This window comes from Hamadaea sp. (assembly GCF_013362815.1).
Taxonomy (GTDB): Bacteria; Actinomycetota; Actinomycetes; order Mycobacteriales; family Micromonosporaceae; genus Hamadaea.
Map to the genome: position 1 here is coordinate 1 of NZ_JABFVK010000067.1, position 19,937 is coordinate 19,937.

Annotated in this window: 22 protein-coding genes; 9 read left to right on the forward strand and 13 right to left on the reverse strand. The window is 68.7% G+C overall.

The features are described from left to right. On the reverse strand, positions 1–930 hold a 930-nt coding region (locus HOV77_RS27245; RefSeq protein WP_290866537.1), incomplete at its 3' end, for an MFS transporter. Continuing rightward, positions 930–2,186 carry an ATP-grasp domain-containing protein gene (locus HOV77_RS27250; RefSeq protein ID WP_290866538.1) on the reverse strand — a complete coding sequence of 419 codons (1,257 nt, stop codon included), beginning with the start codon at positions 2,184–2,186 and terminating at the stop codon, positions 930–932. The genes HOV77_RS27250 and HOV77_RS27245, both read right to left, overlap by 1 nt. 144 nt (positions 2,187–2,330) lie before the next feature. Here HOV77_RS27250 and HOV77_RS27255 point away from each other — a divergent pair, with 144 nt between their 5' ends. Then, entirely contained in the window at positions 2,331–2,759 is a 429-nt protein-coding gene (locus tag HOV77_RS27255; RefSeq protein WP_290866540.1) for a hypothetical protein, read from the forward strand. Here the strand turns inward: HOV77_RS27255 and HOV77_RS27260 are convergent. Then, the gene (locus HOV77_RS27260) at positions 2,756–3,280 is read right to left on the reverse strand and encodes a hypothetical protein (RefSeq protein WP_290866543.1); all 525 of its coding nucleotides are present in this window, start codon (positions 3,278–3,280) and stop codon (positions 2,756–2,758) included. The genes HOV77_RS27255 and HOV77_RS27260 overlap by 4 nt on opposite strands. Positions 3,281–3,364: 84 nt before the next feature. On the opposite strand from HOV77_RS27260, the gene HOV77_RS27265 reads away from it, so the two are divergent. Next, positions 3,365–4,432, forward strand: coding sequence for an ATP-dependent DNA ligase (locus HOV77_RS27265; RefSeq protein WP_290866545.1), 1,068 nt, complete (start codon positions 3,365–3,367; stop codon positions 4,430–4,432). A gap of 39 nt (positions 4,433–4,471) precedes the next feature. Beyond that, on the forward strand, positions 4,472–5,974 hold the full coding sequence (locus tag HOV77_RS27270) for an alpha/beta hydrolase (RefSeq protein ID WP_290866548.1): 1,503 nt from the start codon (positions 4,472–4,474) through the stop codon (positions 5,972–5,974). Positions 5,975–6,067: 93 nt separating this feature from the next. Here HOV77_RS27270 and HOV77_RS27275 read toward each other — a convergent pair whose 3' ends face one another. Both HOV77_RS27275 and ligD read right to left on the reverse strand, forming a co-directional pair. Continuing rightward, positions 6,068–7,036 carry a sulfotransferase gene (locus tag HOV77_RS27275; protein ID WP_290866552.1) on the reverse strand — a complete coding sequence of 323 codons (969 nt, stop codon included), beginning with the start codon at positions 7,034–7,036 and terminating at the stop codon, positions 6,068–6,070. 77 nt (positions 7,037–7,113) lie between these two features. Further along, the gene (gene ligD / locus HOV77_RS27280) at positions 7,114–8,121 is read right to left on the reverse strand and encodes a non-homologous end-joining DNA ligase (RefSeq protein ID WP_290866555.1); all 1,008 of its coding nucleotides are present in this window, start codon (positions 8,119–8,121) and stop codon (positions 7,114–7,116) included. Between the two features lie 29 nt (positions 8,122–8,150). On the opposite strand from ligD, the gene msrB reads away from it, so the two are divergent. Next, the gene (msrB, locus tag HOV77_RS27285; RefSeq protein ID WP_290866558.1) at positions 8,151–8,543 is read left to right on the forward strand and encodes a peptide-methionine (R)-S-oxide reductase MsrB; all 393 of its coding nucleotides are present in this window, start codon (positions 8,151–8,153) and stop codon (positions 8,541–8,543) included. 147 nt (positions 8,544–8,690) lie between these two features. Here msrB and HOV77_RS27290 read toward each other — a convergent pair whose 3' ends face one another. The 4 genes from HOV77_RS27290 to HOV77_RS27305 form a co-directional block, all read right to left on the reverse strand. Then, positions 8,691–9,668, reverse strand: coding sequence for a hypothetical protein (locus HOV77_RS27290; protein ID WP_290866561.1), 978 nt, complete (start codon positions 9,666–9,668; stop codon positions 8,691–8,693). Between the two features lie 7 nt (positions 9,669–9,675). Beyond that, positions 9,676–10,590 carry an aminoglycoside phosphotransferase family protein gene (locus tag HOV77_RS27295; RefSeq protein ID WP_290866564.1) on the reverse strand — a complete coding sequence of 305 codons (915 nt, stop codon included), beginning with the start codon at positions 10,588–10,590 and terminating at the stop codon, positions 9,676–9,678. Between the two features lie 66 nt (positions 10,591–10,656). Beyond that, the gene (locus HOV77_RS27300; RefSeq protein ID WP_290866567.1) at positions 10,657–11,115 is read right to left on the reverse strand and encodes an Hsp20/alpha crystallin family protein; all 459 of its coding nucleotides are present in this window, start codon (positions 11,113–11,115) and stop codon (positions 10,657–10,659) included. A gap of 53 nt (positions 11,116–11,168) precedes the next feature. Further along, complete coding sequence (locus HOV77_RS27305; RefSeq protein ID WP_290866570.1) at positions 11,169–12,353, reverse strand: FAD-dependent monooxygenase; 1,185 nt, start codon at positions 12,351–12,353, stop codon at positions 11,169–11,171. A gap of 88 nt (positions 12,354–12,441) precedes the next feature. Here HOV77_RS27305 and HOV77_RS27310 point away from each other — a divergent pair, with 88 nt between their 5' ends. Beyond that, entirely contained in the window at positions 12,442–13,128 is a 687-nt protein-coding gene (locus HOV77_RS27310; RefSeq protein WP_290866573.1) for a TetR/AcrR family transcriptional regulator C-terminal domain-containing protein, read from the forward strand. Positions 13,129–13,270: 142 nt separating this feature from the next. On the opposite strand, the gene HOV77_RS27315 is transcribed toward HOV77_RS27310, so the two are convergent. Both HOV77_RS27315 and HOV77_RS27320 read right to left on the reverse strand, forming a co-directional pair. Next, on the reverse strand, positions 13,271–13,729 hold the full coding sequence (locus tag HOV77_RS27315; RefSeq protein WP_290866576.1) for a DUF4442 domain-containing protein: 459 nt from the start codon (positions 13,727–13,729) through the stop codon (positions 13,271–13,273). 33 nt (positions 13,730–13,762) lie between these two features. After that, positions 13,763–14,854, reverse strand: coding sequence for a winged helix DNA-binding domain-containing protein (locus HOV77_RS27320; RefSeq protein WP_290866579.1), 1,092 nt, complete (start codon positions 14,852–14,854; stop codon positions 13,763–13,765). Positions 14,855–14,915: 61 nt separating this feature from the next. Between HOV77_RS27320 and HOV77_RS27325 the strand changes: the two genes are divergently transcribed. Together HOV77_RS27325 and mscL are read left to right on the forward strand one after the other, a co-directional pair. After that, a complete protein-coding gene (locus tag HOV77_RS27325; protein WP_290866581.1) occupies positions 14,916–15,350 on the forward strand; it encodes a hypothetical protein in 435 nt (144 codons plus the stop codon). 22 nt (positions 15,351–15,372) lie between these two features. Beyond that, the gene (gene mscL / locus HOV77_RS27330; protein ID WP_290866584.1) at positions 15,373–15,840 is read left to right on the forward strand and encodes a large conductance mechanosensitive channel protein MscL; all 468 of its coding nucleotides are present in this window, start codon (positions 15,373–15,375) and stop codon (positions 15,838–15,840) included. On the opposite strand, the gene HOV77_RS27335 is transcribed toward mscL, so the two are convergent. Continuing rightward, positions 15,820–16,653, reverse strand: coding sequence for an endonuclease/exonuclease/phosphatase family protein (locus HOV77_RS27335; protein WP_290866587.1), 834 nt, complete (start codon positions 16,651–16,653; stop codon positions 15,820–15,822). The genes mscL and HOV77_RS27335 overlap by 21 nt on opposite strands. Before the next feature lie 224 nt (positions 16,654–16,877). On the opposite strand from HOV77_RS27335, the gene HOV77_RS27340 reads away from it, so the two are divergent. Next, on the forward strand, positions 16,878–17,939 hold the full coding sequence (locus tag HOV77_RS27340) for a 3-deoxy-7-phosphoheptulonate synthase (protein WP_290866589.1): 1,062 nt from the start codon (positions 16,878–16,880) through the stop codon (positions 17,937–17,939). Between the two features lie 2 nt (positions 17,940–17,941). Here the strand turns inward: HOV77_RS27340 and HOV77_RS27345 are convergent, their stop codons facing one another. After that, positions 17,942–18,130 (reverse strand): hypothetical protein, encoded by a 189-nt coding sequence (locus HOV77_RS27345; protein ID WP_290866591.1) that lies wholly within the window; start codon positions 18,128–18,130, stop codon positions 17,942–17,944. 135 nt (positions 18,131–18,265) lie between these two features. Between HOV77_RS27345 and HOV77_RS27350 the strand changes: the two genes are divergently transcribed. Further along, positions 18,266–19,762, forward strand: coding sequence for a PQQ-binding-like beta-propeller repeat protein (locus HOV77_RS27350; protein ID WP_290866592.1), 1,497 nt, complete (start codon positions 18,266–18,268; stop codon positions 19,760–19,762). Positions 19,763–19,937 lie beyond the last annotated feature (175 nt).

A 19,937-nucleotide genomic window follows, 5' to 3' on the forward strand; every position in this document is an offset into this window, starting at 1 on the left:
TTCCCCAGCCACCCACAGGGGGATCGTGAGCGCCGCTTCGCGGAGCGAGCCGGACATGCCGGTCAGCGCGAGCCCGATGCCGACCATTCCCGCGCCGAGCGCGCACACCACCAAAGCCGGTGTACGCAGCAGCCATTGCTGGAAGAGCAGCTGAACGACGACCACGACGAGCGGGTCGAGCGCCAGGAGCAGACCGTATTGCAATGGGGTCGCGCCGACGGAGCTGAACACCACCGGCAGGCTGACCATGCTCTGCATGTGTACGGCGTAGAAGACGGCGGTCACCAGGGTGAAGCCGACGAGTGCCGGATCTCGCAACGCCGCGCCGAATCCAACATTTCGCCCAGCAGCCGTGCCCGATGGAGTGGCTGGCAATCGCAGCGCAAGAAGTCCGAAGAGGACGTTGACCGAGGCGTTCACCAGGAAAAGCACGAAGAACGCCCGCGAAGCGAGCAGCCCACCGAGTACGCAGGCGACCATGCGGCTGACGTTCATCACGAGGTAGAGCAGCCCGAGCGCCCGCTTGCGATGATCACCCGGAACGACGTCGGTCAGGTACGCCTGCACCGCCGGCCGATAGAGGTCGAAGGTCAGACCGGTGGCGAAAGCGAGCGCGCAGGTCCACAGCAGACCGTGCACGCCCCCGATCGCCACGTACGCCCCCGCCGCCCCGAACGCGCTCGCGACGATGACGAGGCGGCGGCCGAGCCGGTCGGCCAGCCAGCCGCCGAGCGGCATCGACAGCGTCCAGCCCAATCCGAACGCCGTCATCACGGTCGCGGCCTCGGCCGCGGTGAAGCGCCGGTCCGCGACCAGCCAGAAGGTGAGGAACGGCACGGCGAAGAAGCCCAAGCGGGCCAGGCCGACACCGCTCATCAAGCCCCAGAAGGCACGCGGGAGGCCGCCGAACCGGCGCTGCCACCACTTCATCAGGCCTCGACCTCGATCTCGTACCGCTCGGTCACGAGGTCCATCAGCGCCAGCACTTCCTGCGGCGTGTCGCCGTGCAGCCAGGCGTACCCGGCGAGGCCGCCCCACTGTCCGGACCCGGTCAGCCCGCCCTCGCCGCCGACCTGTGTGACGACGCTCGCGTCGACCACACCCGGCTGCGCGAGCACCTCGTCCCGGCTCGCGATGTGCACGACCCGGCCCGGCGGCACGTAAGGCCCCGCCCAGCCCCAGGCCCCGGGCTCCGGGCGAGGCTCGACGCGCACCGGCTCACCGGCCCCGAACCGGCCGAGCATCTCCGGCACGTTCACGTGGTACGCGTGAAGCAGCGCGTGCTGAATGCCGCCGCCGCCCGGCCGAGCGGCGATCTCACCGAGCAGCCAGCGGCCTTCGGTGTCGAGGTAGATCTCGGCGTGCGTGAAGCCCTCGTGGATGCCGAGTGCTCGGGCGGCCTGTTCGGCCAGGTCGGCGACGGCCATGCCCTCGGGCGCAGCCGGGTCGAGCAGCACCGAGCCGAGCGTGCCACCCATTCCGCGCAGCGGCGGGACGTTGTAGCGGCCCGGGATCTGATAGATCGAGTCGCCGCCGGACCAGAAGGCGTCGCAGTGGTATTCGTTCCGGATCCGCACGAACTGTTCCACGACGAAGCCACCCTGGTCGTCGAGCGGCTGGAAGGCCGGCTCGGCCCGGAAGAACGCCGAGGCGTCCAGCCGGCGGGTGAAGATCTCGGCCCGCATCCGCTCCAGGTCCAGCCGGTCCCGGATCACGTGGGTGTTGGTCGACCCGAAGCCGGTGAGCGGCTTGACGACGACCGGGAAGCCGCCGAGTTCCGCGGCGGCGGCCGGGATCTCCGCGGCCTCGTGCACGACCCGGTGGGCCGCGACCGGGACGCCTGCTGCGTGGAGGACCGACTTCATCACCGCCTTGTCGGTGAACCGCACGGCTTCGGCCGTGGCCTGGCCCGGCAGGTTGAGCAGGTCGCGCAGGAATCCGGCGGCGACCATCGCGCCCTCCCACAAGGTGGCCACGGCGTCGATCCGGCCGCGCACCTCCTGGGCCAATGCGGCCAACTCGGTGAAGTCGGTCCAATGAGTCACCGACCGGATCGGATAAGGCGGGTTCTGCGCGGCACGCAGCGCCGCGTTCGGCTTGGACAGGCAGACGACGACCTCGTGACCGGCGGCCATCAGCGCCTGCTCCATCACCGCGGTGTGGTTGGACAGGACGAGCACCCTCATCGGTTCTCCCCTCTTTCGGCACGTTCAGGACAACCGCTAAAACGTAATATGTTTTCGAGGTCGCCTCCCTCCTCCGTTCGTACACATGTTCGGGTAGGCTGTACGCTTCCACATCGGGACTTGGGGGGATATGCCTTGCTCTATGTGACGAGCGTCGTCCGGACACATGTCGTGCCGAAAGGAGCGATGCGGCGGCTGGCCCTGCGGTTTCCCGGGCGGCTCACCGCGACGTGGTGGCCCGAATCCGATCGGCCGCTGCTCGTCGCCGAGGTGGAGGATCCGATCCTCGCCCGGCTACGACCCTGGTTCGCCCGCCAGCTCGACGACCATCTGGAGATCCCCCGCCACCCCGACGCCCACGTACGCTCGGGGCTGCGGCAGGCGTACCTCCACATCGGACACACTCGGGTGGGCCGGGCGGTGGTGGCCGAGCGCCGCTGGCTCGCCGAGCGGTCGTGCACGGTCGGCCTGCTGTCCAGCGGGCTGACCAGCGATCGCTGGACGATCGGGGCACAGTTCGCGGTGCTGCTCGACCTCGGGCACGCGGTCGCCGCCGAAGTCCCGATCTGCTAGCCCGCCCGGTTTTTGAGGTCGTCCATCATCTCGGCGTACTCGCGGCGTACGTCGTCGGGGTCGAGCGGCGGCTGCCGGTCCAACCGCCACAGCATCATCTCGATGAGGGCGTTGAGGTTCCGCCCCTCGATCTCGGCCCGGGCCACCAGGCGCGCCATCAGCCGGGGCGGCAGGCTGATCGAGGTGACTTCCTTCGCCTTGTCCCGGGCCGGCAGCTCCCGCGGCAGGAGGTCGGTCAGCGCTTCGTCCAATGTGGGCGGTAGACCGCGTTGTTCGAGCACTCGCGGTTCGGACTCGGCGTACATGCGAGCCAGCTGAGCGCCCTTACGGCGGCGCAGGACGCCGAGCGCCTCGTCGTCGGTCACCGGCCCCCGGCCGGGTTCGTACGCCAGCGCGCCGGTCTCGCCGGGCAGTGCCACCTCGTCCGGGACGGCCACGATGTACCTGGGATCCAGCGAGGTCGGATCGCCCGGCTTCAGCTGGACCTTGCGGTAACCCTTGGCACGTTCCCCGTCTGCCATACGCCCCATCGTATAGACATGCGCGGGGGCGTTTCCGCCGTGCGTTGCGGCGCGGTGTCGGACCCGGATGGTTGACTGGGAGCCATGAGACTGCCGCTCACGCCGCCGCTGGAGCCCATGCTCGCCACCGCCGTCCCGGAGATTCCCGTGGCCGAGGGGATGAGCTACGAACCCAAGTGGGACGGCTTCCGATGCATCGTCTTCCGGGACGGCGACGAGGTTGCCCTGGCCAGCCGGGGCGGCAAGGACTTCACGCGCTACTTCCCCGAGGTCATCGACCAGGTCAAGGCGCAGCTACCGGAGCGCTGCGTCGTCGACTGCGAACTCGTGGTCATCCGGCGCGAAGAGGGCAAGCTGCCGCGCCTCGACTTCGAGCTGCTCGCGCAACGGATTCACCCGGCCGCGAGCCGCGTCCGCAAGCTCGCTGAGGAGACTCCGGCCGAGATGGTGGCCTTCGACCTCCTCGCGATCGGCGACGAGGACCTCACCCAGACGCCCTTTCCCGAACGCCGGGCTCGGCTGGAGGCCGAGCTGTCGGGCGTACGCCCCCCGGTTCACGTCACGCCGTTGACAACCGACCCCGAGACGGCGCGCCGCTGGTTCGTTGAGTTCGAGGGAGCCGGTCTCGACGGGCTGATCGCCAAGCCGGCCGACCTGCTCTACGTGCCGAACAAGCGGCTCATGCGCAAGATCAAGCACGCCCGGACGCTCGACGCCGTCGTCGCGGGATTCCGCTGGCACAAGTCCGGCCCGATCGTGGGATCGCTGCTGCTCGGCCTCTACGACGACGACGGTCTGCTGCACTCGATCGGGGTGACGTCCGCCTTCTCCGCCGCGCGCCGCAAGGAGCTGCTGGACGAGATCGCCGAGCTGCGCGATCCGGCCGAGCACCCGTGGCTCGACCCGAAGGAGGGCCAGCGCCTGCCGTCGGCCCCCAACCGGTGGAACTCGACCAAGGACACCTCGTGGGAGCCGCTCGCGCCGAACTGGGTGGTCGAGATCGGCTTCGACGCGATGGAGGGCGACCGGCTGCGGCATACCGGGCAGTTCGTGCGCTGGCGGCCGGAGCGCGACCCCCGGTCCTGCACCTATGAGCAGCTCGACCGCCCGATCCGGCTGGACGTCGAAGAGGTCCTCGCGAGCGGCAAGTAGGCTCACGGGGTCGACGTCGATCACCGGGAGGGACCCCACGTGCGCCGGATCGTGCTGTTGGTAGTGGCCGCGCTGTTCTCGGCCGCCTGCTTCCTGCCGGGAGGCCTCGGCGGTTCCGACGAAGGGGCCGCGCCTTCGCCGACGAAGGACGGCATCTGGACGCCCTGCACCGACGAGGCTCGCAAGATCTATCCGCAGGCCTCGCGCAGCTTCCAGTACCACTGCGCCAAGGTCGACGTCCCCAAGGACTGGGCGAAGCCGGACGGCCCGAAGATCCAGATCTCGCTGATCCGCGCCCGCATCGGCAGCCAGACCGATCGCATCGGATCGCTGCTGGTCAACCCGGGCGGTCCGGGCGGGTCCGGTGTGGACACCGCGGTCTATCTGACCAGCGCGCTGCCGGTCGAGGTGCTCCGCCGGTTCGACCTCGTCGGCTTCGACCCGCGCGGGGTCGGCCGGTCCGCCCCGATCAAGTGCATGACCGACGAAGACCTCGACGCGTCGTTCGGCTCCGAACCCGACCCGGTCGAGCAGTCACAGTTCGACCAGATCGTGACGCTGACCAAGCGGATGGACGCGGGCTGCAAGAAGGAGTACGGCGACGACCTCAAGCTCTACGGCACCGTGCAGGCGGCCAAGGACATCGACGCCATCCGGCAGGCCGTCGGCGACGAGAAACTCACCTACCTGGGCTACTCCTACGGCACGCTGCTCGGTGCGACCTACGCCCAGCTGTTCCCGAAGAACATCCGGGCGATGGTGCTCGACGGCGCGGTCGACCCGACGATGAGTTCCGTCGAGGCGAGCGAGTCCCAGGCCAAGGGCTTCGAGCGCGCCTTCACGAACTTCGACTCGTGGTGCAAGAACCACACGTCGCGCTGCTCGATCGCGCCGGACGCCCGGGGCGCGATCACCAAGGCGCTGGACGAGGCGCGGGCCAACCCGGTGACCTACGAGGGACGCAAGGCCACCTCCGGCTGGGTGTTCTACGCCGTCATCTCGGCTCTGTACACAAAGGACCGGTGGACCGATCTGTCCGACGCCATCGACTCCCTGCACGACGGGGACGCCGAGCAGGTGTTCGACCTGGCCGACGCGTACGCCGAACGCACCCCCGGGGGCAGTTACAGCAACCTCTTCGACGCGAACGCCGCCGTGAACTGCACCGACGACGAGGCGCCGCCGAGCCTCACCGAGATCCGGTCCCTGCAATCGCAGTGGCGCGCGAAGTATCCGCTGTTCGGAGCGCCGCTCGCGATCGGTTCGATGACGTGTTCGCTCTGGTCCGGCGGCCGCGACCCGGTCCCGACCGGGAAGGCGATCGGCGCGCCGCCCATCGTGGTGGTGGGCACCAAGGGCGACCCGGCCACTCCCTACGAGCAGACGCCGGCCCTGGCGAACATGCTGGGCGTCGGGCACGTGCTGACCTGGGAGGGCGAGGGGCATACGGCGTACCCGGAGACTTCGTGCATCTCGAGCGCCGTCAACGCGTACCTGATCAACCTGACCGTCCCCGCCGACGGCAAGACCTGCCCCGCCTAGCCCCCTTGTCCTTCTGGTTGATCATGAACTTACGGTCCTGCTCGACGGCGTGTCGGCGTCCTTAGGCCCGTGATCAACTCCCCAAGGTAATGATCAACGAGGCGTGAGCCGGCTCGTCAGGTCCCGTACGCGCTGCCGGACCAGCCGCGCCCGCCGCTCGGAATCGGCGACGGCGTACCGCAGGCGCTGGCCAAGTCGTGGTGAAGGGCAGTCGGACGGCTCGTAACCCAGCGCGGTCAACCGGCCCCGGAGGACCGACTCGCACAGGGCGATCTCGTCAGGCGTCAACCGGGTCCGCCAGGACCCGGTTCGAGCCTGGCCCACTGGCTGGTGCGTACGCGAGTGCCAGCGTTTGCCGGTCGGCACCGCGTCGGCAGCGATCTCCGACGGCCGGGTCATCGCCGGATCGAACTCCTCTCCCAGGTACGCACACAGCTCCCGCAAAGTCCCGTCCGGATCCGCGACGAGGTCTTCGTATCGCAGCTCGTGATAGGAGTCGGCGGGCAGAGTGCGGGCCGCTCGGCGGGAGCAGTCGACCGCGTACGCCCACTGCGCGGCGAGCGACGCGATGTCCTTGCGGGTCTGCCAGGGCATCTCCTTCAACGAAGCGCAGCAGTCCCGGCCGTCGCGGACGATGGTGACCAGCTGCGCCGTCGGGAACAGCCGCCGGATCATGTCCACGTTGTTCACGTACGCCGGCCGCTTGTCACCCCAACGCGGCTTGCCGAACCGCTCGGCGTACGCCCGCAGCACGATCGCGAAGAGCGAGCCGAGGTCGGGCGGACCGTCGACGAGACGCGCCCGGATGTCTTCGGCGTCGAGCCGCAGATCCTGGAACTTCGACTGCGGCCGGTCGACGATCCAGCTCGCGAGCCGGGCGCGATTCGCCGTGAGACGCAGGTCGCCGAACGTACGCCGGGCCAGGTACCCGGATAGCACGAACCGGTTCTCCGGCGGGATGGCGATCCGGGGATGCCGATGCAGCATGAGCTGCAGCATGGTGGTGCCCGAGCGAGGGCACCCCATCACAAAGATCGGACGTTCCGTACCATTATCGGCCATTGCCCCCGAATTGTCGGCGACAAGCCTCGCCGCTCACTGGAAGCGCGCCCGATCCGCGTTAACAAAAAGTTCAAGACTCACTCGGACGGCGTGCGCGCCCGGCTGGGCTGCACGCGCATCGGCTCGCCGGGCATCTTCGGATAGTCCGGCGGGTAGGGCTGCTCGACCGGATCAGCCGCCCACCACTCCATCAGGGTCTCCAACCCGAAGACTTCAGCCTCGCGGTCCGCCCACGGATCGCCCGACTCGGCCAGCCGCTTCGGCACGGTACGCAGATCGAAGTCGTTCGGGTCGACGCCCCGCAGTTCCTCCCACGTCACCGGAGCACTGACCGTCGCCCGTTCGTTGGCCCGCAACGAGTACGCCGCCGCGATGGTCCGGTCCCGGCACATCTGGTTGAAGTCGATGAAGATGCGTTCGCCGCGCTCTTCCTTCCACCACGCCATCGTCACGCGCTCGGGGTGCCGCCGCTCCAGCTCCCGGCCGAAGGCGATGGCGGCATGCCTGGCCTCGATGAAGTCCCACTCCGGGCGTACGCGGACGAACAGGTGGATGCCCCGCCCGCCGGAAGTCTTCGGGTACGCCGTCAGCCCAGCCTCGGCGAACAACTCCCGCGCGAGGTACGCGACCTCGACCGCGTCGGAGAAGTCGGTACCCGGCTGGGGGTCGAGGTCGATCCGCAGCTCGTCCGGATGATCCGGCTTTTCGGAGCGCACCGGCCAGGGGTGGAACACGATGGTCCCCATCTGGGCCGCCCAGACGAGGTGCGCGACCTCGGTCGGGCACAACTCGATCGCCTTGCGCCCGCTCGGGAAGGTGATCTGGGCGGTCGTCAGCCAGTCCGGCGCCCCTCGTTCCGGTACGCGTTTCTGGTAGAACGCCTCGCCTTCGATGCCGTCGGGGAACCGCTGCAAGGTCGTCGGCCGGTCGCCGACGGCACGCAGCATCGCCTCCCCCACGGCCTGGTAATACTCGAAGACGTCCCGCTTGGTGTACCCCGCTCGCGGAAAAACGATCTTGTCAGGACTGCTCAGTCTTACGGATCGCTTACCGACCTCATACGTCTGCGCCTCGGCCTTGGGCATACGGCGACGCTACCCCGTACCGTGAAGGCATGGAGAAGATCTCGGAGGACGAGTGGCGTGTCCGGCTGAGCCCGGCGGAGTACCGCGTACTCCGTGAGGCGGGCACCGAACCGGCGTTCACCGGCGAGTACGTGGACACCAAGACCAAGGGCGTCTACCGCTGCCGGGCCTGCGGAGCCGAGCTGTTCAGCAGCGACACCAAGTTCGACTCGCATTGCGGCTGGCCCTCGTTCTACGACCCGAAGGACGCCGCCGTCACCCTGCGCGAAGACCGCTCGTTCGGCATGGTCCGCGTCGAGGTGCGCTGCGCCAACTGCGATTCCCACCTCGGGCACGTCTTCGAGGGCGAGGGCTACCCGACGCCGACCGACCAGCGGTACTGCATCAACTCGATCAGCCTGACGCTGGAACCCGCCGAATAGCCACTCATCGGACGCCTTCGTGATCGTCGGAAGCCGACGATCAACGCACGTATACGCCCACGATTGTCGGCTTCCGACGATCATGGAAGCACGCAGCCCCAAGAATGTCGGAAGCCGACGATCATGAAAGCGCGAACGCGAAGACGCTCACCAAACCGCAGGAGGAGCGGCGGGAGCGGGAGCGGGCGGAGCCGACACCTTGTCCAGCAAAGCGCCGACGACCGCCCCGATCAGGATTGCGATCGAAGCAGGCAGCACGATGCTCGCCCACGTCGCGATCCCGTTGATCATCAGCGAAGTGGTGAGGGCGACCACTACAAGGGTGGCCAGAACGGTGCCGAGTACGCCGCCACGCCCGGTCGCGGCGCTGACGCCGCCCAGCAGGACAACCGCCGCCGCTTCGAGCAGGCGTAGGCCGTCGCCGGTGGCGGCGGCGTATGCGATGTAGCCGATGTACATCACGCCGGCCACGCCCGCGATCAGGCTGGACAGGCCGAACGCGCCGATCGACCGCAGCACACGGGAGCCGAACGAGGCGCTGTCGCGGGGGAGGCCGGAGACCAGAAATACGACCGCGCCCCCGATCGAGCCGAGCACGAACACGAGGGCCCAGACCGCGACCAGCCACACCGCGTAACGGCCTGCGCCGTGGACCATGACGCCGCGCGCGTCCGACAGCGCGTACGAGATCGCCTCCGCGAGCCCGAGCCCGCCGAGCGAGACGGCCCAGGCGGGCGCGCCGGTCAGCCCGGTGATCGCTCCCAGGATCAGGCCGAGGAACAGCACCGCGAGGACGCCGACTGCGCCGGCGACTACCGCCGGCCAGTCTTCGGCGACGAGTTTGGCGTAGATGATTCCGGCCAGCATCGCCTGGGCGGCGACTGCGAGATTCACCGCACGGAGGCGTACGGAGAGGGCGAGCGCGCTCGACAATAGGCCGATCGAGGCGAAGTTCAGCCAGACGCCGCGGCCGATGGCGTCGATGCCCTCCTGCAGCACGATGTAGCCGAAACCGGCCAGCGCGAGCAGGAGGAGGATCGCCTCCCAGCCAAGGTGCGCAATCAGTCCCGTGCCACGACGGGGACGAGGGGCCTCCGGGGCGATCGGAGGGGCGAGGACCGTCATGCGGCCACTATAGAGGTCGATGGCGAATGGCTTCGGCCACAAGCATCTGAGCGCTTTCGAGCCGATCCGCACCGTCTTCGATCGTCCACAGTGAATTCTGGAGCGTACGGCCGAGGGTCCAGAGCACCGCCCGTTCCCGGTCCAGCCCCATGACCTCGACCATCGCGTCGAAGCGGCGGCGTACCACGCGATGCGGATCGCCGCTGGCGAGCACTTCGTCCCAGCGATTGTGCAGTGCGGGCAACAGTTCGAATTCCGGGTCGCCGGACAGCGGCTTCGGGTCGATCGCGAGCCAGTCCGCCCGGTCCGCGGCCAGCACGTTCTCGAAATGCAAATCCCAGTGCAACAGCTGATCGCCGCACTCGCCCGCCACTTCGCCCACGGCCGCGGCCCAGCCCCGGATCAGCTCGGCCTCGGCGGGATCGGCCAGCTTGCGGGCCGCCTCGGGCGCGAAATCCAGCATGCCCGCGGCGATCTCACTCAGCGTCCGGATTCCTTCCGGCGACTTGTACGCGTTAAGGCGTACCAGTAGCTCTGCAATGATCTGTGCGGCCTGGACGTCATCGCGGAGGCTGAGCAGGTCGCGGCCTGAGTCGAGGCGCTCCAGCAGCATCGTGCCCGCGACCGGATCCTCGCGGAGCAGACGCACTGCCCCGTCACCGTGCCAGGTGCGCAGGGCCGCAGCCTCGCCGGGGTGATCAGGATCGTCGATCTGCAGCTTGAGCGCGGCCGGGCCGTCCGCGGTCTGGACCGGGACGACCAGCGCGACCACCCCGTTCATGACCGGGCCGTCCACCGTGAGCTCCCATTTGTCCAGGTGCTCGGCGACGACGCGCGGGGCGTCGGCGATCCAGGCGCGGCCGCGGTCCCCGTAGTACTTGGGCAAGGTGGCGACAAGCTGCTCGGGAACGGTGATCAGCACACCGCGAGGCTAACCGAAACGCGAGGGTCAGCGGTACGCCCCGCTGACCCTCGGCCAGTGCCTCACCTACTCGGCCGCTTCGATTGCCGGGGTTTCGGCGGTCGACGTGATCTCGATGCGCTTCGCGGCAGTGCCGGCGTACGCGCCCGCGACCTTGATGGTCAGGATGCCGGCGTCGTACTCGGCGGTGATCGCCTCCGACGTCACATGTGCGGGCAGCGCGAACGACCGGCGGAAGCTGCCGTAGCGGACCTCGCGCAGCGTACGGCCGTCGTTCTCGGTGGCTCGCTCGTCCCGGCGCTCGCCGCGGACGACGAGGTGACCGCGCTCGATCTCGACGACGACGTCCTTGGCGACGTCGAGACCGGGCAGCTCCAGGCGGACGACCGCGTCGTCACCGTCGCGGTCGATCTCGGCGGCCGGGGTGAAGCCGCTGGTACGCACGGTCGGGCCGAACGCCCGGCGAACGATCTGGTCGAACTCGGCGAACGGGTCCCGGCGGGTCCAGAGCGAAACGTTGTTCATCGATGTCTCCTCAAGTCTCGGTGGCTATCTGGCACAACTTGAGTCGCATCGACTCAATTCCGGGCGGTGACCGGGGTCACATAGCTCGGCAGTTCGATCTTGCTGCTGACCTCCTGACCCACCTTCAGCATCAGGTTGAGCAGGATCTTGCGGCTGAGCAGCCCGTCACGGGCGACCCGGCCGAACGTGGTGGCCGGCGCGAGGAACTTGCCGGTGCGGTCGCCGCCGACCTGAGTGCCTTGGGCGTACGGGCGGACCAGGCGCTCGTAACGCTCGAAGGCGGCCCGATGGTCGCCTCCGGCTTGGGCCAGCTCTCCCGCCAGCACATACGCCGCCACCGTCCCCGTGCCGGTGCCCATGCCACCGATCGTCGCGCCGCAGGCGGCGTCACCGACCAGCGCCACGCGACCCGTCGACCAGGGCTCGATGTCGACCCGGCTGATCGAGTCGAAGTACAGCTCTTTGGCGTCGGCCAGGCTGGCCAGCAGCCGTGGCGTCTCCCAAGCCAGGTCGCCGAACGCCCGCCGCAAGATGTCCTTCTGCTGCTCCACGTCATGCCGGTCGTACTCGATCGGATCCGACTTGAACATCACGAAGGCGCCCGCTCGAGCGGAATCCCGGTACGCCCGCCCGACCGACACGAGCCGCCCGGGCACGTTGTAGTTCAGCGAACCCGGGGGCAGCCCGAGGTAGTTCGGCAGTTCCCAGGTGGCGACGTAGTAGCCGAGATGGGTCTCGTACCGGCCGTCCGGGAACGCCAGCCGCCGCACGTTGGAGTGCACGCCGTCGGCCCCGATGACCAGGTCGTACGCCTCCCGCATGCCCGAGGCGAAGACGACGTCCACCTTGTCCTCCCGCTGGGTCAGCTCGGCGATCGAGTCGCCGAAGGCGTACCCGGCACCGGCTCGGATGCCGTGCTCGTAATACACCCGGGCGATGTCCTCCCGCAGCACCTCCAACTCGCCCGCGGCGAAGTCGCTGGGGAGGTGCAACCGCGTCCGGCCGCGCTCGTCGACGAAGGTCATCGGGCTGCCGTGCGTACGCCGGGCGCGCAGATCGTCGAGGACGCCCATCCGCTCCAGGACCGTGAAGTGCGCCGGACCCCGGAAGTCCACCGCCTGCCCGCCGCCACGCAGGTTCGGAGCGATTTCGACGACGGTCGGCTCGAACCCGTATCGCGCCAGCCATAGGGCCAACGCCGGCCCGGCGATGCTCGCGCCCGAAATCAGGATCTTCATGACTCCCCCAAAACTGTGTCTGCTGGATACAGTTATTAGTGTGTACGCTGGATACAGTTTTCGCAACCCTGATTTCGAGAGGTTCTCCGTGGACGGTCTTGAGCTGCTCTGGAACGCTCGCCCTCAGCCGAAGCGCGGCCCCCGGCCGGCGCTGACGACGGAGCAGATCGCTCTCAAGGGCATCGAGATCGCCGACGCCGAAGGGCTGGCCGCCGTGTCGATGCAGCGGGTCGCGGCCGACCTCGGCTACACGAAGATGTCGCTCTACCGGTACGTGCCGGGCAAGGCGGAACTCGTCGCCCTCATGGCCGACCTGGCGATCGGGGCACCGCCTTCGCTGCCCGGCGACGGCTGGCGTGAGCAGCTGAGTGCCTGGGCTCAGGCTTTACTGCCGGGATTCGCCCGGCACCCCTGGGCCATCGAGGCGACGACCGGGCCCCGGATCATCGGGCCGAACGAAGTGGCCTGGCTGGAAGCGGCACTGTCGGCGTTGGACGGCACGGGTTTGGCGGGCTGGGAGCGCATGGACGTGGTCGTCGTCCTCTCCGGTCACGTACGCACGATCGCCACCCAGCTCTCGGCCACCCCGAACGGCGATCCCGAGCGTCAGTTCGGCATCGTTCTCTTCGAGATCATGCGTGAGCACGCCGACCGGTTCCCGGCTGTCAACGCAGCGTTGACGTCGACCCTGACCGAGGGAGGTCAGGACGACGCGCTGGACTTCGGCCTCGCCCGCATCCTCGACGGGATCGGCGCTCTGATCGCCACCCGCTAGCCGCCGCGTCGCGCTTGAGCCCTGCCGCGTCCCGCTCGCTGCCGCGGCCTCAGCACTGGATCAGGGTTCTGGGCCGAATCTTGCGCGATGATTCGACCCAGAAACCTGATCTGCCGCCGTCGGGAGCGCCCCGAAGGGCGGGTCAGCGATTGGGCCGCAGTGTCCAGGTCACCGTCATCTCGGCGGCCACCGCACCGTCGCCCCGGGTGATCGCGACCGCCACGTCGAACTCCGGACGGGAGCCGCCCACGAGTTCGGCGACGACGTCGGCGACCGGGCGGGTCAGGCGGGCGGTTGCGCGTACCGCGCCGACGGCGAGCTTGCGATAGGCGATCTGGGCGTTGACGGCCAACGGGACCGCTTCCGTGAGCTGCTCGCCGAAGGCCGCCAGCACGACGCCGCCCGAAGCGGTCTCGCCCAGGGAGAACATCGCCCCGGCGTGCGGGCCGCCGACGTGGTTGTGCAGATCCGGCCGGTCCGGCAGATCGGCCACCACCTCGGTGCCGTCGGGCGATACCGAGGCGAACGTGATGCCGAGGGTCTTCACCAGCGGCACCGACTGCGTCATGCCGTCGGCGAGGGCGGCCACGTCAAGGGTCATGCCGATAAGTTACCTGCCGGTAACCAGCGGCCGCTACCCGGCGGTCGTGAACCGGACGTCGTGCTCCGCCCCGGGGACGAGGAACTCCAGCAACCGCCGCCCCTCCGCCTCGACCGCAGACCGTTGCCGGGTCGGAAACGGCTGGTAGGAGATGACCGTCAGGTGCGCCTTGCCCTTGCTCTTCTCCGGCCTCCAGCTGGCCCGGACGAAGCCGTCGACCAGTACGCTGCCCAACGCCGTGTTGCTCTGCGGCCACAACAACGGCCGGTACGCCGGATCGAGCACACGGGTGCGGTCGGCGTGCGACAGCAGGAGATTGTCGAAGTCGTAGAGGAACCGGACCGGTGCTTCGACGTCGGCCTCCGGCCGAGGACCTTCCGGGACGTCGAACAGCTCCCTCCCCTGCTCGTCGGCGTACGCGATGAGCCGTGGCCGGAGCCGCTCGAACACCTCGCCGAGCCGCGTGAGCCCGGACCAGGTCTGCGCGTCTTGCACGGAAGCCGGACCGAACGCGGTCAGATACCGGACGATGAGCTCGTCGATCGAGGGGTCGACGGCAAGCGGGCGGCCGAGGTACTGCTCGGCCGGAACGTGCACCGCCAAACCGCTGCGGCCCCACAACCCGCGCGGCGGCGGCTGAACGAGTGCGGCGAACGTACGCACAGCCTGCGCCATCGCCGGTCCGTCGCGATCGGGCCAGACCTCGGTCAGCCGCTTGCCGAGGTCACTGAAGGTCATCGGCTGCTGCTCGAGCAGCTTCACCCCGGCGGTGACGACTTCGGCCAGCTCGACGCCGGGCAGGAACTTGGCCCAGTTCGAGGCGAAACTCCGCTCGCCGACCGACTGCACCAACGGCCGCATCGTCAGGGCGTCGGCGGCGGTCACGAGGTGGATCGTGGAGCGCTGCACCGCTATCCGGACCAGTGCCCGGTCCGCCATCAGAGTGACGACCTGCTGCGGATCGAACTTCGCCAACCGGCCCCAGAGTCCGGCGTACCAGCTGTGTGTGGTCTGAGCCTGTAAGCCGCACAGGTGCGTGACGGCCTCGACCACGGACAGGCTGGAGCGACGCAGCAAGAGCTGGCGGTCAAGGGTCGCGCGGTTGAGATCGCGCAGGGAAAGCACACCGGGCACGATCCAGATCTACCAGCACCCCCTGACAATCGGCGAGCTATCGTTGCGTGCCATGACGGCCCGGGAGGACGACGACTGGCGACAGCGGCGTGACGACGCCGTGGCCAAGCATGCCGCGGCGGTGGCGCGGGCCCGGGAGATCGAGACGACGCAAGCGCGCAAGCTCGTCACCGAGTTCGTCGAGGAGGCCCGGCGGAGACTCCTTCCGCCGGAGCGGCTGATGGCGTTCGCCTTCAATGGCCGATCGCACTACCGGACCGGGCTGCACGGCTGGTACATCCACCCGAATCACTCGCTCGCGATCGGGGTCGACGGCGAGTTCTACGTGCTCGGGGTGCCGGCTTCGCTGCGCTCGCGGCTGCTCGGCGCCCGCCCCGCACCGAGCGACCCGATGCTGGTCATCGGCCGGGGCGCCAAGGACGGCGAATCGATCTCGCTGCGTGAGCTTCTCCACAGAAGGCTCGCGGCGAACACCGGTGACGCCTAGTCCGACCCGTTAGGGTGGCGGAATGCTCAAGGGCTTCCGAGACTTCATCATGCGCGGCAACGTCGTCGATCTCGCGGTCGGCGTGGTCATCGGCGCGGCGTTCGCCACGCTCGTCACCTCGTTCACCGACACCTTCCTCACCCCGTTGATCAACATGATCGGCACGGGCGATGACAAGATCGGCGGCTTCATCAAGCTCCCCGGCCAGACCGCCAAGGGTGAGCCGAACGGCATTCCGGTCGGCAGCTTTGTCAGCGCGATCGTCGCGTTCCTACTGACGGCGGCGGTGGTCTACTTCCTCGTCGTCCTGCCGATGAACAAGTTCGCCGAGCGCTTCAAGAGGAACGGCAGCCAAGCCGCGCCGGCGCTGCCGACCGAGGAGATCCAGCTGCTGCGCGAGATCCGGGATGCCCTGGTGGCCGGAAGCCGTACGCCGTCGCCGCGCAAGCCCGAACCGGCCGCGGATACCTCAGCCGTCACCGACCGCTAGTTCGGCCACGACGCCGTAGTGATCGCTGCCCGGCCCGGTCGCGTCGCCGATGCCGAACAGTGAGCACGCGACGATCGCCGCGGTCGGACCATGCGGTCCACATCGGACCATGATGTAGTCGATTCGCCGGGGAAGTGGCTGAGCCATGTCCCCGGCGAGGACGAGCCGGTTGCGCGGGGTGAAGGTGTAGCCGGGGTCGACCGGGTGCAGCGACTCCCACGCGTCCCGATAGCAGACGCTCAATCCGTCCAGCGACTGGCGGCCGGTCCAGAAGCGTACGCTCGCCGAATCGGGCGTCGCGTCGAAGTCGCCTGCGAGGATCACATGCCGCGGGCTCCCATCCGCCCGGGTGTCCCCCGCCAGCTCCAGGACCGCCCGCGCAGTCGTCACCGCTTGCAGCTCGCGCTCGCGTTCCAGGCCGACCTCCCAGCTCGGTTTGTGGTGCACGAACAGCAGACGGCCGATCGGTTCCGGCGCTTCGACCTCGGCGAGCGTGGCCGACCCGATCCAGCCGACAGCAGCATCCACCCGCTCGGTGACGTGCAGGTCGACGTGGCGTACCTCGCCGAGCGGCCAGCGGCTCGCCAGGCTCGCTCCGCAGCCGTCCGCGGTCGCGCCCGGCTGACGTACGAGGTGATATCCCTCACCGAGGATCTCGCTGGCCTGGTCCGAGTACGCGGTCTCCACCGTCTCCTGCAACGCGACGAGGTCCGGCCGCAGCCGGAGGAACTCGGTCCGGAGGACGTCCCGGCGGCGCGGCCAGTCGGCGTGATGACCGAACAGGTTGAGGGTGGCGACGCGGAACACGTCCATTCGGCTGGCATACCCCTGCGCGGCGTCGGGTATGCTTCCGGACGTGGCACGTCGGTATTGGCGCTTTACGCTGGCTCTGGGTGGAGCCGGCGGTCTCATGCGCTGACCGACACCACCCAGAGCCAGTAAGGCGGAGACCTCCCGGTCTTCGCCTTTCGTCATTCCAGGACGGGCTGGCGCTGGGTCGACCGGGTCCCGTCCCCCTGAGAACGGGAGTATCGAAGATGACCGTCACCAACGACCTGCACGTCGCCGCGTTCGAGCCGCTCGAGCCGCCGTCGGAGCTGCTCGCGGAGTTCCCCCTCGGCGGCGTACGCGCGGAGCTGGTCGAACGCACCAGACAAGAAGTCCGCGACGTGCTGACCGGCGAAGACGATCGGCTGCTCGTGGTCGTCGGGCCGTGCTCGGTCCATGATCCGAAGGCGGCGCTGGACTACGCCCGCCGTCTGGCCGCCGCCGCCGAACAGCACTCCCGCGACCTGCGCATCGTGATGCGCGTGTACTTCGAGAAGCCCCGGACGACCCTCGGCTGGAAGGGCCTGATCAACGACCCCGGCCTGGACGGCACCTACGACGTACGCCGGGGCCTGCGCATGGCCCGGGAACTGCTGCTGGACATCCTTGATCTCGGGGTGCCGGTCGGTTGCGAGTTCCTCGACCCGATCAGTCCGCAGTACATCGCCGACGCGGTGACTTGGGGTGCCATCGGCGCGCGTACCACCGAGAGCCAGGTGCACCGGCAGCTGGCCTCGGGCCTGTCGATGCCGGTCGGGTTCAAGAACGCCACCGACGGCAGTGTCTCGGTGTCGATCGACGCCTGCCACGTCGGCCGAAGCAGTCACGTGTTCTTCGGCGTCGACGCCGACGGGCGGGCAAGCGTCGTCACGACCACCGGCAACGAGGACTGCCACGTGATTCTGCGTGGTGGCAAGACCGGGCCGAACCACCTGCCCGGCCCGGTGGCCGCAACGCTGATCGCCCTGGAGAAGGCGGGCCTGAAGCACCGCCTCGTGATCGACGCCAGCCACGGCAACAGCAACAAGGACCACGTACGCCAGTCGGCCGTCGCGGTCGAGATCGCCGACCAGATCGCGGCCGGGCAGGGCGGCATCGGCGGCGTGATGCTGGAGAGCTTCCTGGTCGGCGGCCGTCAGGAGCTCGAGTCCGGGCGGCCGCTGACCTACGGCCAGAGCGTCACCGACGCCTGCATGAGCTGGGCCGCGACCGAGGAGGCGCTGGCCACGCTGGCCCGCGCCGTGGTGGCGCGACGGGCGGCAGCCGCCTGAGGTCAGGCGTTGCCGTGGTAGTAGGGGGATCCGGGGTCGGTGTACGGGACCGGGTCCTCCCGCGGCGCGGAGGTCTCCACGGTCTCCACCATCTTGTTCGGCGGGACGCGGTCGGGCAGTTGCCCATAGCGGATGAAGCGGAACAGCTCGGCCTCGTCGTCCGTCATGGGGGTGATCGACTCGGGCTCCATGCCTCCATCGTCACTCCTACGGGCAACTATGGCCATCCGGCGCTCGGACCGACCTCGATCAAGCATCCGACCTGTCATGCACGGTCGACCGGTCGGAGGATAGGCGGAGCGTGACAACCTCAGCACACTGTGCCCGTGACTGGGGGGCTCTCAAGATCGATCATCGCGCTGACGGCCGCTTTGTGCCTGATCTCAGCGGCGGCCTGCAGCAATCCCGACGACGTACGCGTACTGCCGGGGGCGAGCACATCACCGACGCCGGGCAGTTCGGCGGCTCCAGCGGCGTACGCCGGATTCTCCGATCCGGCCGGGGTCGGCAAGCCGTACGGGACCAAGGTGAACGGGCTGCTGACCTTCCGCGGCAACCCCACCCGGTCGTACTTCGGCACCGGTCCGGCGCTCCGGACGAAGCCGACGCAGTTGTGGCGGTTCCCCAAGTCAGGCAGCCTGTGCCACCCGTCGACGGATGAGAAGGGCACCCGGATCTGGTGCGGTTCCGGGTGGACCGGCCAGCCCGCCGTCTTCGAACGCGACGGCCGGACCTGGGTGGTCTTCGGGGCGTACGACGCGAAAGTGCATTTCCTCGACGCGAACACCGGCGAGCGCATCCTCCCGGACTTCCCCACCGGTGACATCATCAAGGGCTCGGTAACCATCGATCCCGACGGATTCCCGCTGGTCTACTCCGGTTCGCGCGACAACTACTACCACATCATCGCGATCGACCGCGGCAAGCCGGTCGAGCTCTGGAAGCTCTCCGCGCACGCGGTCTCGCCGACCAAGTGGAACGACGACTGGGACGGCGCCGGGCTGATCATCGACGACTACCTCTTCGAGGGTGGCGAGAACAGCCAGTTCCACATCGTCAAGCTCAACCGGGGCTACGACGCCAACGGCAAGGTCACGGTCAAGCCGAAGCTGGTCTTCAACGCACCGGGCTGGGATTCCGAGCTGCTCAAGGCGATCGGCGACGGCATGGTGTCGATCGAGAACTCCGTCGCCATTTATCAGGACACGGTGTACTTCGCCAACTCCGGCGGCCTGGTGCAAGGCTGGGACATCAGCGGCCTGAAGACCGGGAAGAAGCCCACCCGGGTGTTCCGCTTCTGGACCGGCGACGACACCGACGCTTCCATCACCGTGGACGCCGACGGCTTCCTCTACGTCGGCTCCGAGTTCGAGCGGAACAACGCGCGCTCCCGGCAGGTCGGCCAGATGATGAAGCTCGACCCACGAAACAAGACCAATCCCCTGGTCTGGAGTCAGAAGGACCAGCATCCGCCGAAGTCCGGGATCTGGGGTTCGCCCGCGCTCTACAAAGACATCGTCATCTTCGACACCCATCCCGGCGACGTGCTCGGCATCGACCGGGCCACCGGCGAAGTCCGCTGGAAGTTCCGCGTACCGGGCGGTGAGACGTGGCAGTCGCCGGTGGTCGTCGACGACGTGCTCTACCTGGGCGACTGCACCGGCGTGATGCGCGCGTACGACGTCGCGGACACACATGCGGAGCCGAAACTGTTGTGGTCGATGAAGATCGGCGGCTGCATCGAGTCGACCCCCGCTGCCTGGAACGGCCGCATCTACTTCGGTACGCGCGCCGGCGGCATCGTCGCGCTCGGCAACCGCTAGTCGATCACCTCCTCGCGGAGTCGATCAGGCTCCCGCGGCCACGACACACCGGCCGATCACGCCCGATAGTTCATGATCGCGCGGAAAGGGCGGCGGGATCGCGCGGAAAGAACCGGTGGGTTGAAGTGGGTCAATATGTGAGGGAAGGTCGGTTTTGGTCCGGTAGGAAGGAGCC

Excerpts from the sequence above, each read along its gene's own strand:
- HOV77_RS27250 (WP_290866538.1), bottom strand. The coding sequence starts at position 2,186 with ATGAGGGTGCTCGTCCTGTCCAACCACACCGCGGTGATGGAGCAGGCG.
- HOV77_RS27260 (WP_290866543.1), bottom strand. The coding sequence starts at position 3,280 with ATGGCAGACGGGGAACGTGCCAAGGGTTACCGCAAGGTCCAGCTGAAG.
- HOV77_RS27265 (WP_290866545.1), top strand. The coding sequence starts at position 3,365 with ATGAGACTGCCGCTCACGCCGCCGCTGGAGCCCATGCTCGCCACCGCC.
- HOV77_RS27275 (WP_290866552.1), bottom strand. The coding sequence starts at position 7,036 with ATGGCCGATAATGGTACGGAACGTCCGATCTTTGTGATGGGGTGCCCT.
- ligD (WP_290866555.1), bottom strand. The coding sequence starts at position 8,121 with ATGCCCAAGGCCGAGGCGCAGACGTATGAGGTCGGTAAGCGATCCGTA.
- msrB (WP_290866558.1), top strand. The coding sequence starts at position 8,151 with ATGGAGAAGATCTCGGAGGACGAGTGGCGTGTCCGGCTGAGCCCGGCG.
- HOV77_RS27290 (WP_290866561.1), bottom strand. The coding sequence starts at position 9,668 with ATGACGGTCCTCGCCCCTCCGATCGCCCCGGAGGCCCCTCGTCCCCGT.
- HOV77_RS27300 (WP_290866567.1), bottom strand. The coding sequence starts at position 11,115 with ATGAACAACGTTTCGCTCTGGACCCGCCGGGACCCGTTCGCCGAGTTC.
- HOV77_RS27305 (WP_290866570.1), bottom strand. The coding sequence starts at position 12,353 with ATGAAGATCCTGATTTCGGGCGCGAGCATCGCCGGGCCGGCGTTGGCC.
- HOV77_RS27315 (WP_290866576.1), bottom strand. The coding sequence starts at position 13,729 with ATGACCCTTGACGTGGCCGCCCTCGCCGACGGCATGACGCAGTCGGTG.
- HOV77_RS27325 (WP_290866581.1), top strand. The coding sequence starts at position 14,916 with ATGACGGCCCGGGAGGACGACGACTGGCGACAGCGGCGTGACGACGCC.
- mscL (WP_290866584.1), top strand. The coding sequence starts at position 15,373 with ATGCTCAAGGGCTTCCGAGACTTCATCATGCGCGGCAACGTCGTCGAT.
- HOV77_RS27335 (WP_290866587.1), bottom strand. The coding sequence starts at position 16,653 with ATGGACGTGTTCCGCGTCGCCACCCTCAACCTGTTCGGTCATCACGCC.
- HOV77_RS27340 (WP_290866589.1), top strand. The coding sequence starts at position 16,878 with ATGACCGTCACCAACGACCTGCACGTCGCCGCGTTCGAGCCGCTCGAG.
- HOV77_RS27345 (WP_290866591.1), bottom strand. The coding sequence starts at position 18,130 with ATGGAGCCCGAGTCGATCACCCCCATGACGGACGACGAGGCCGAGCTG.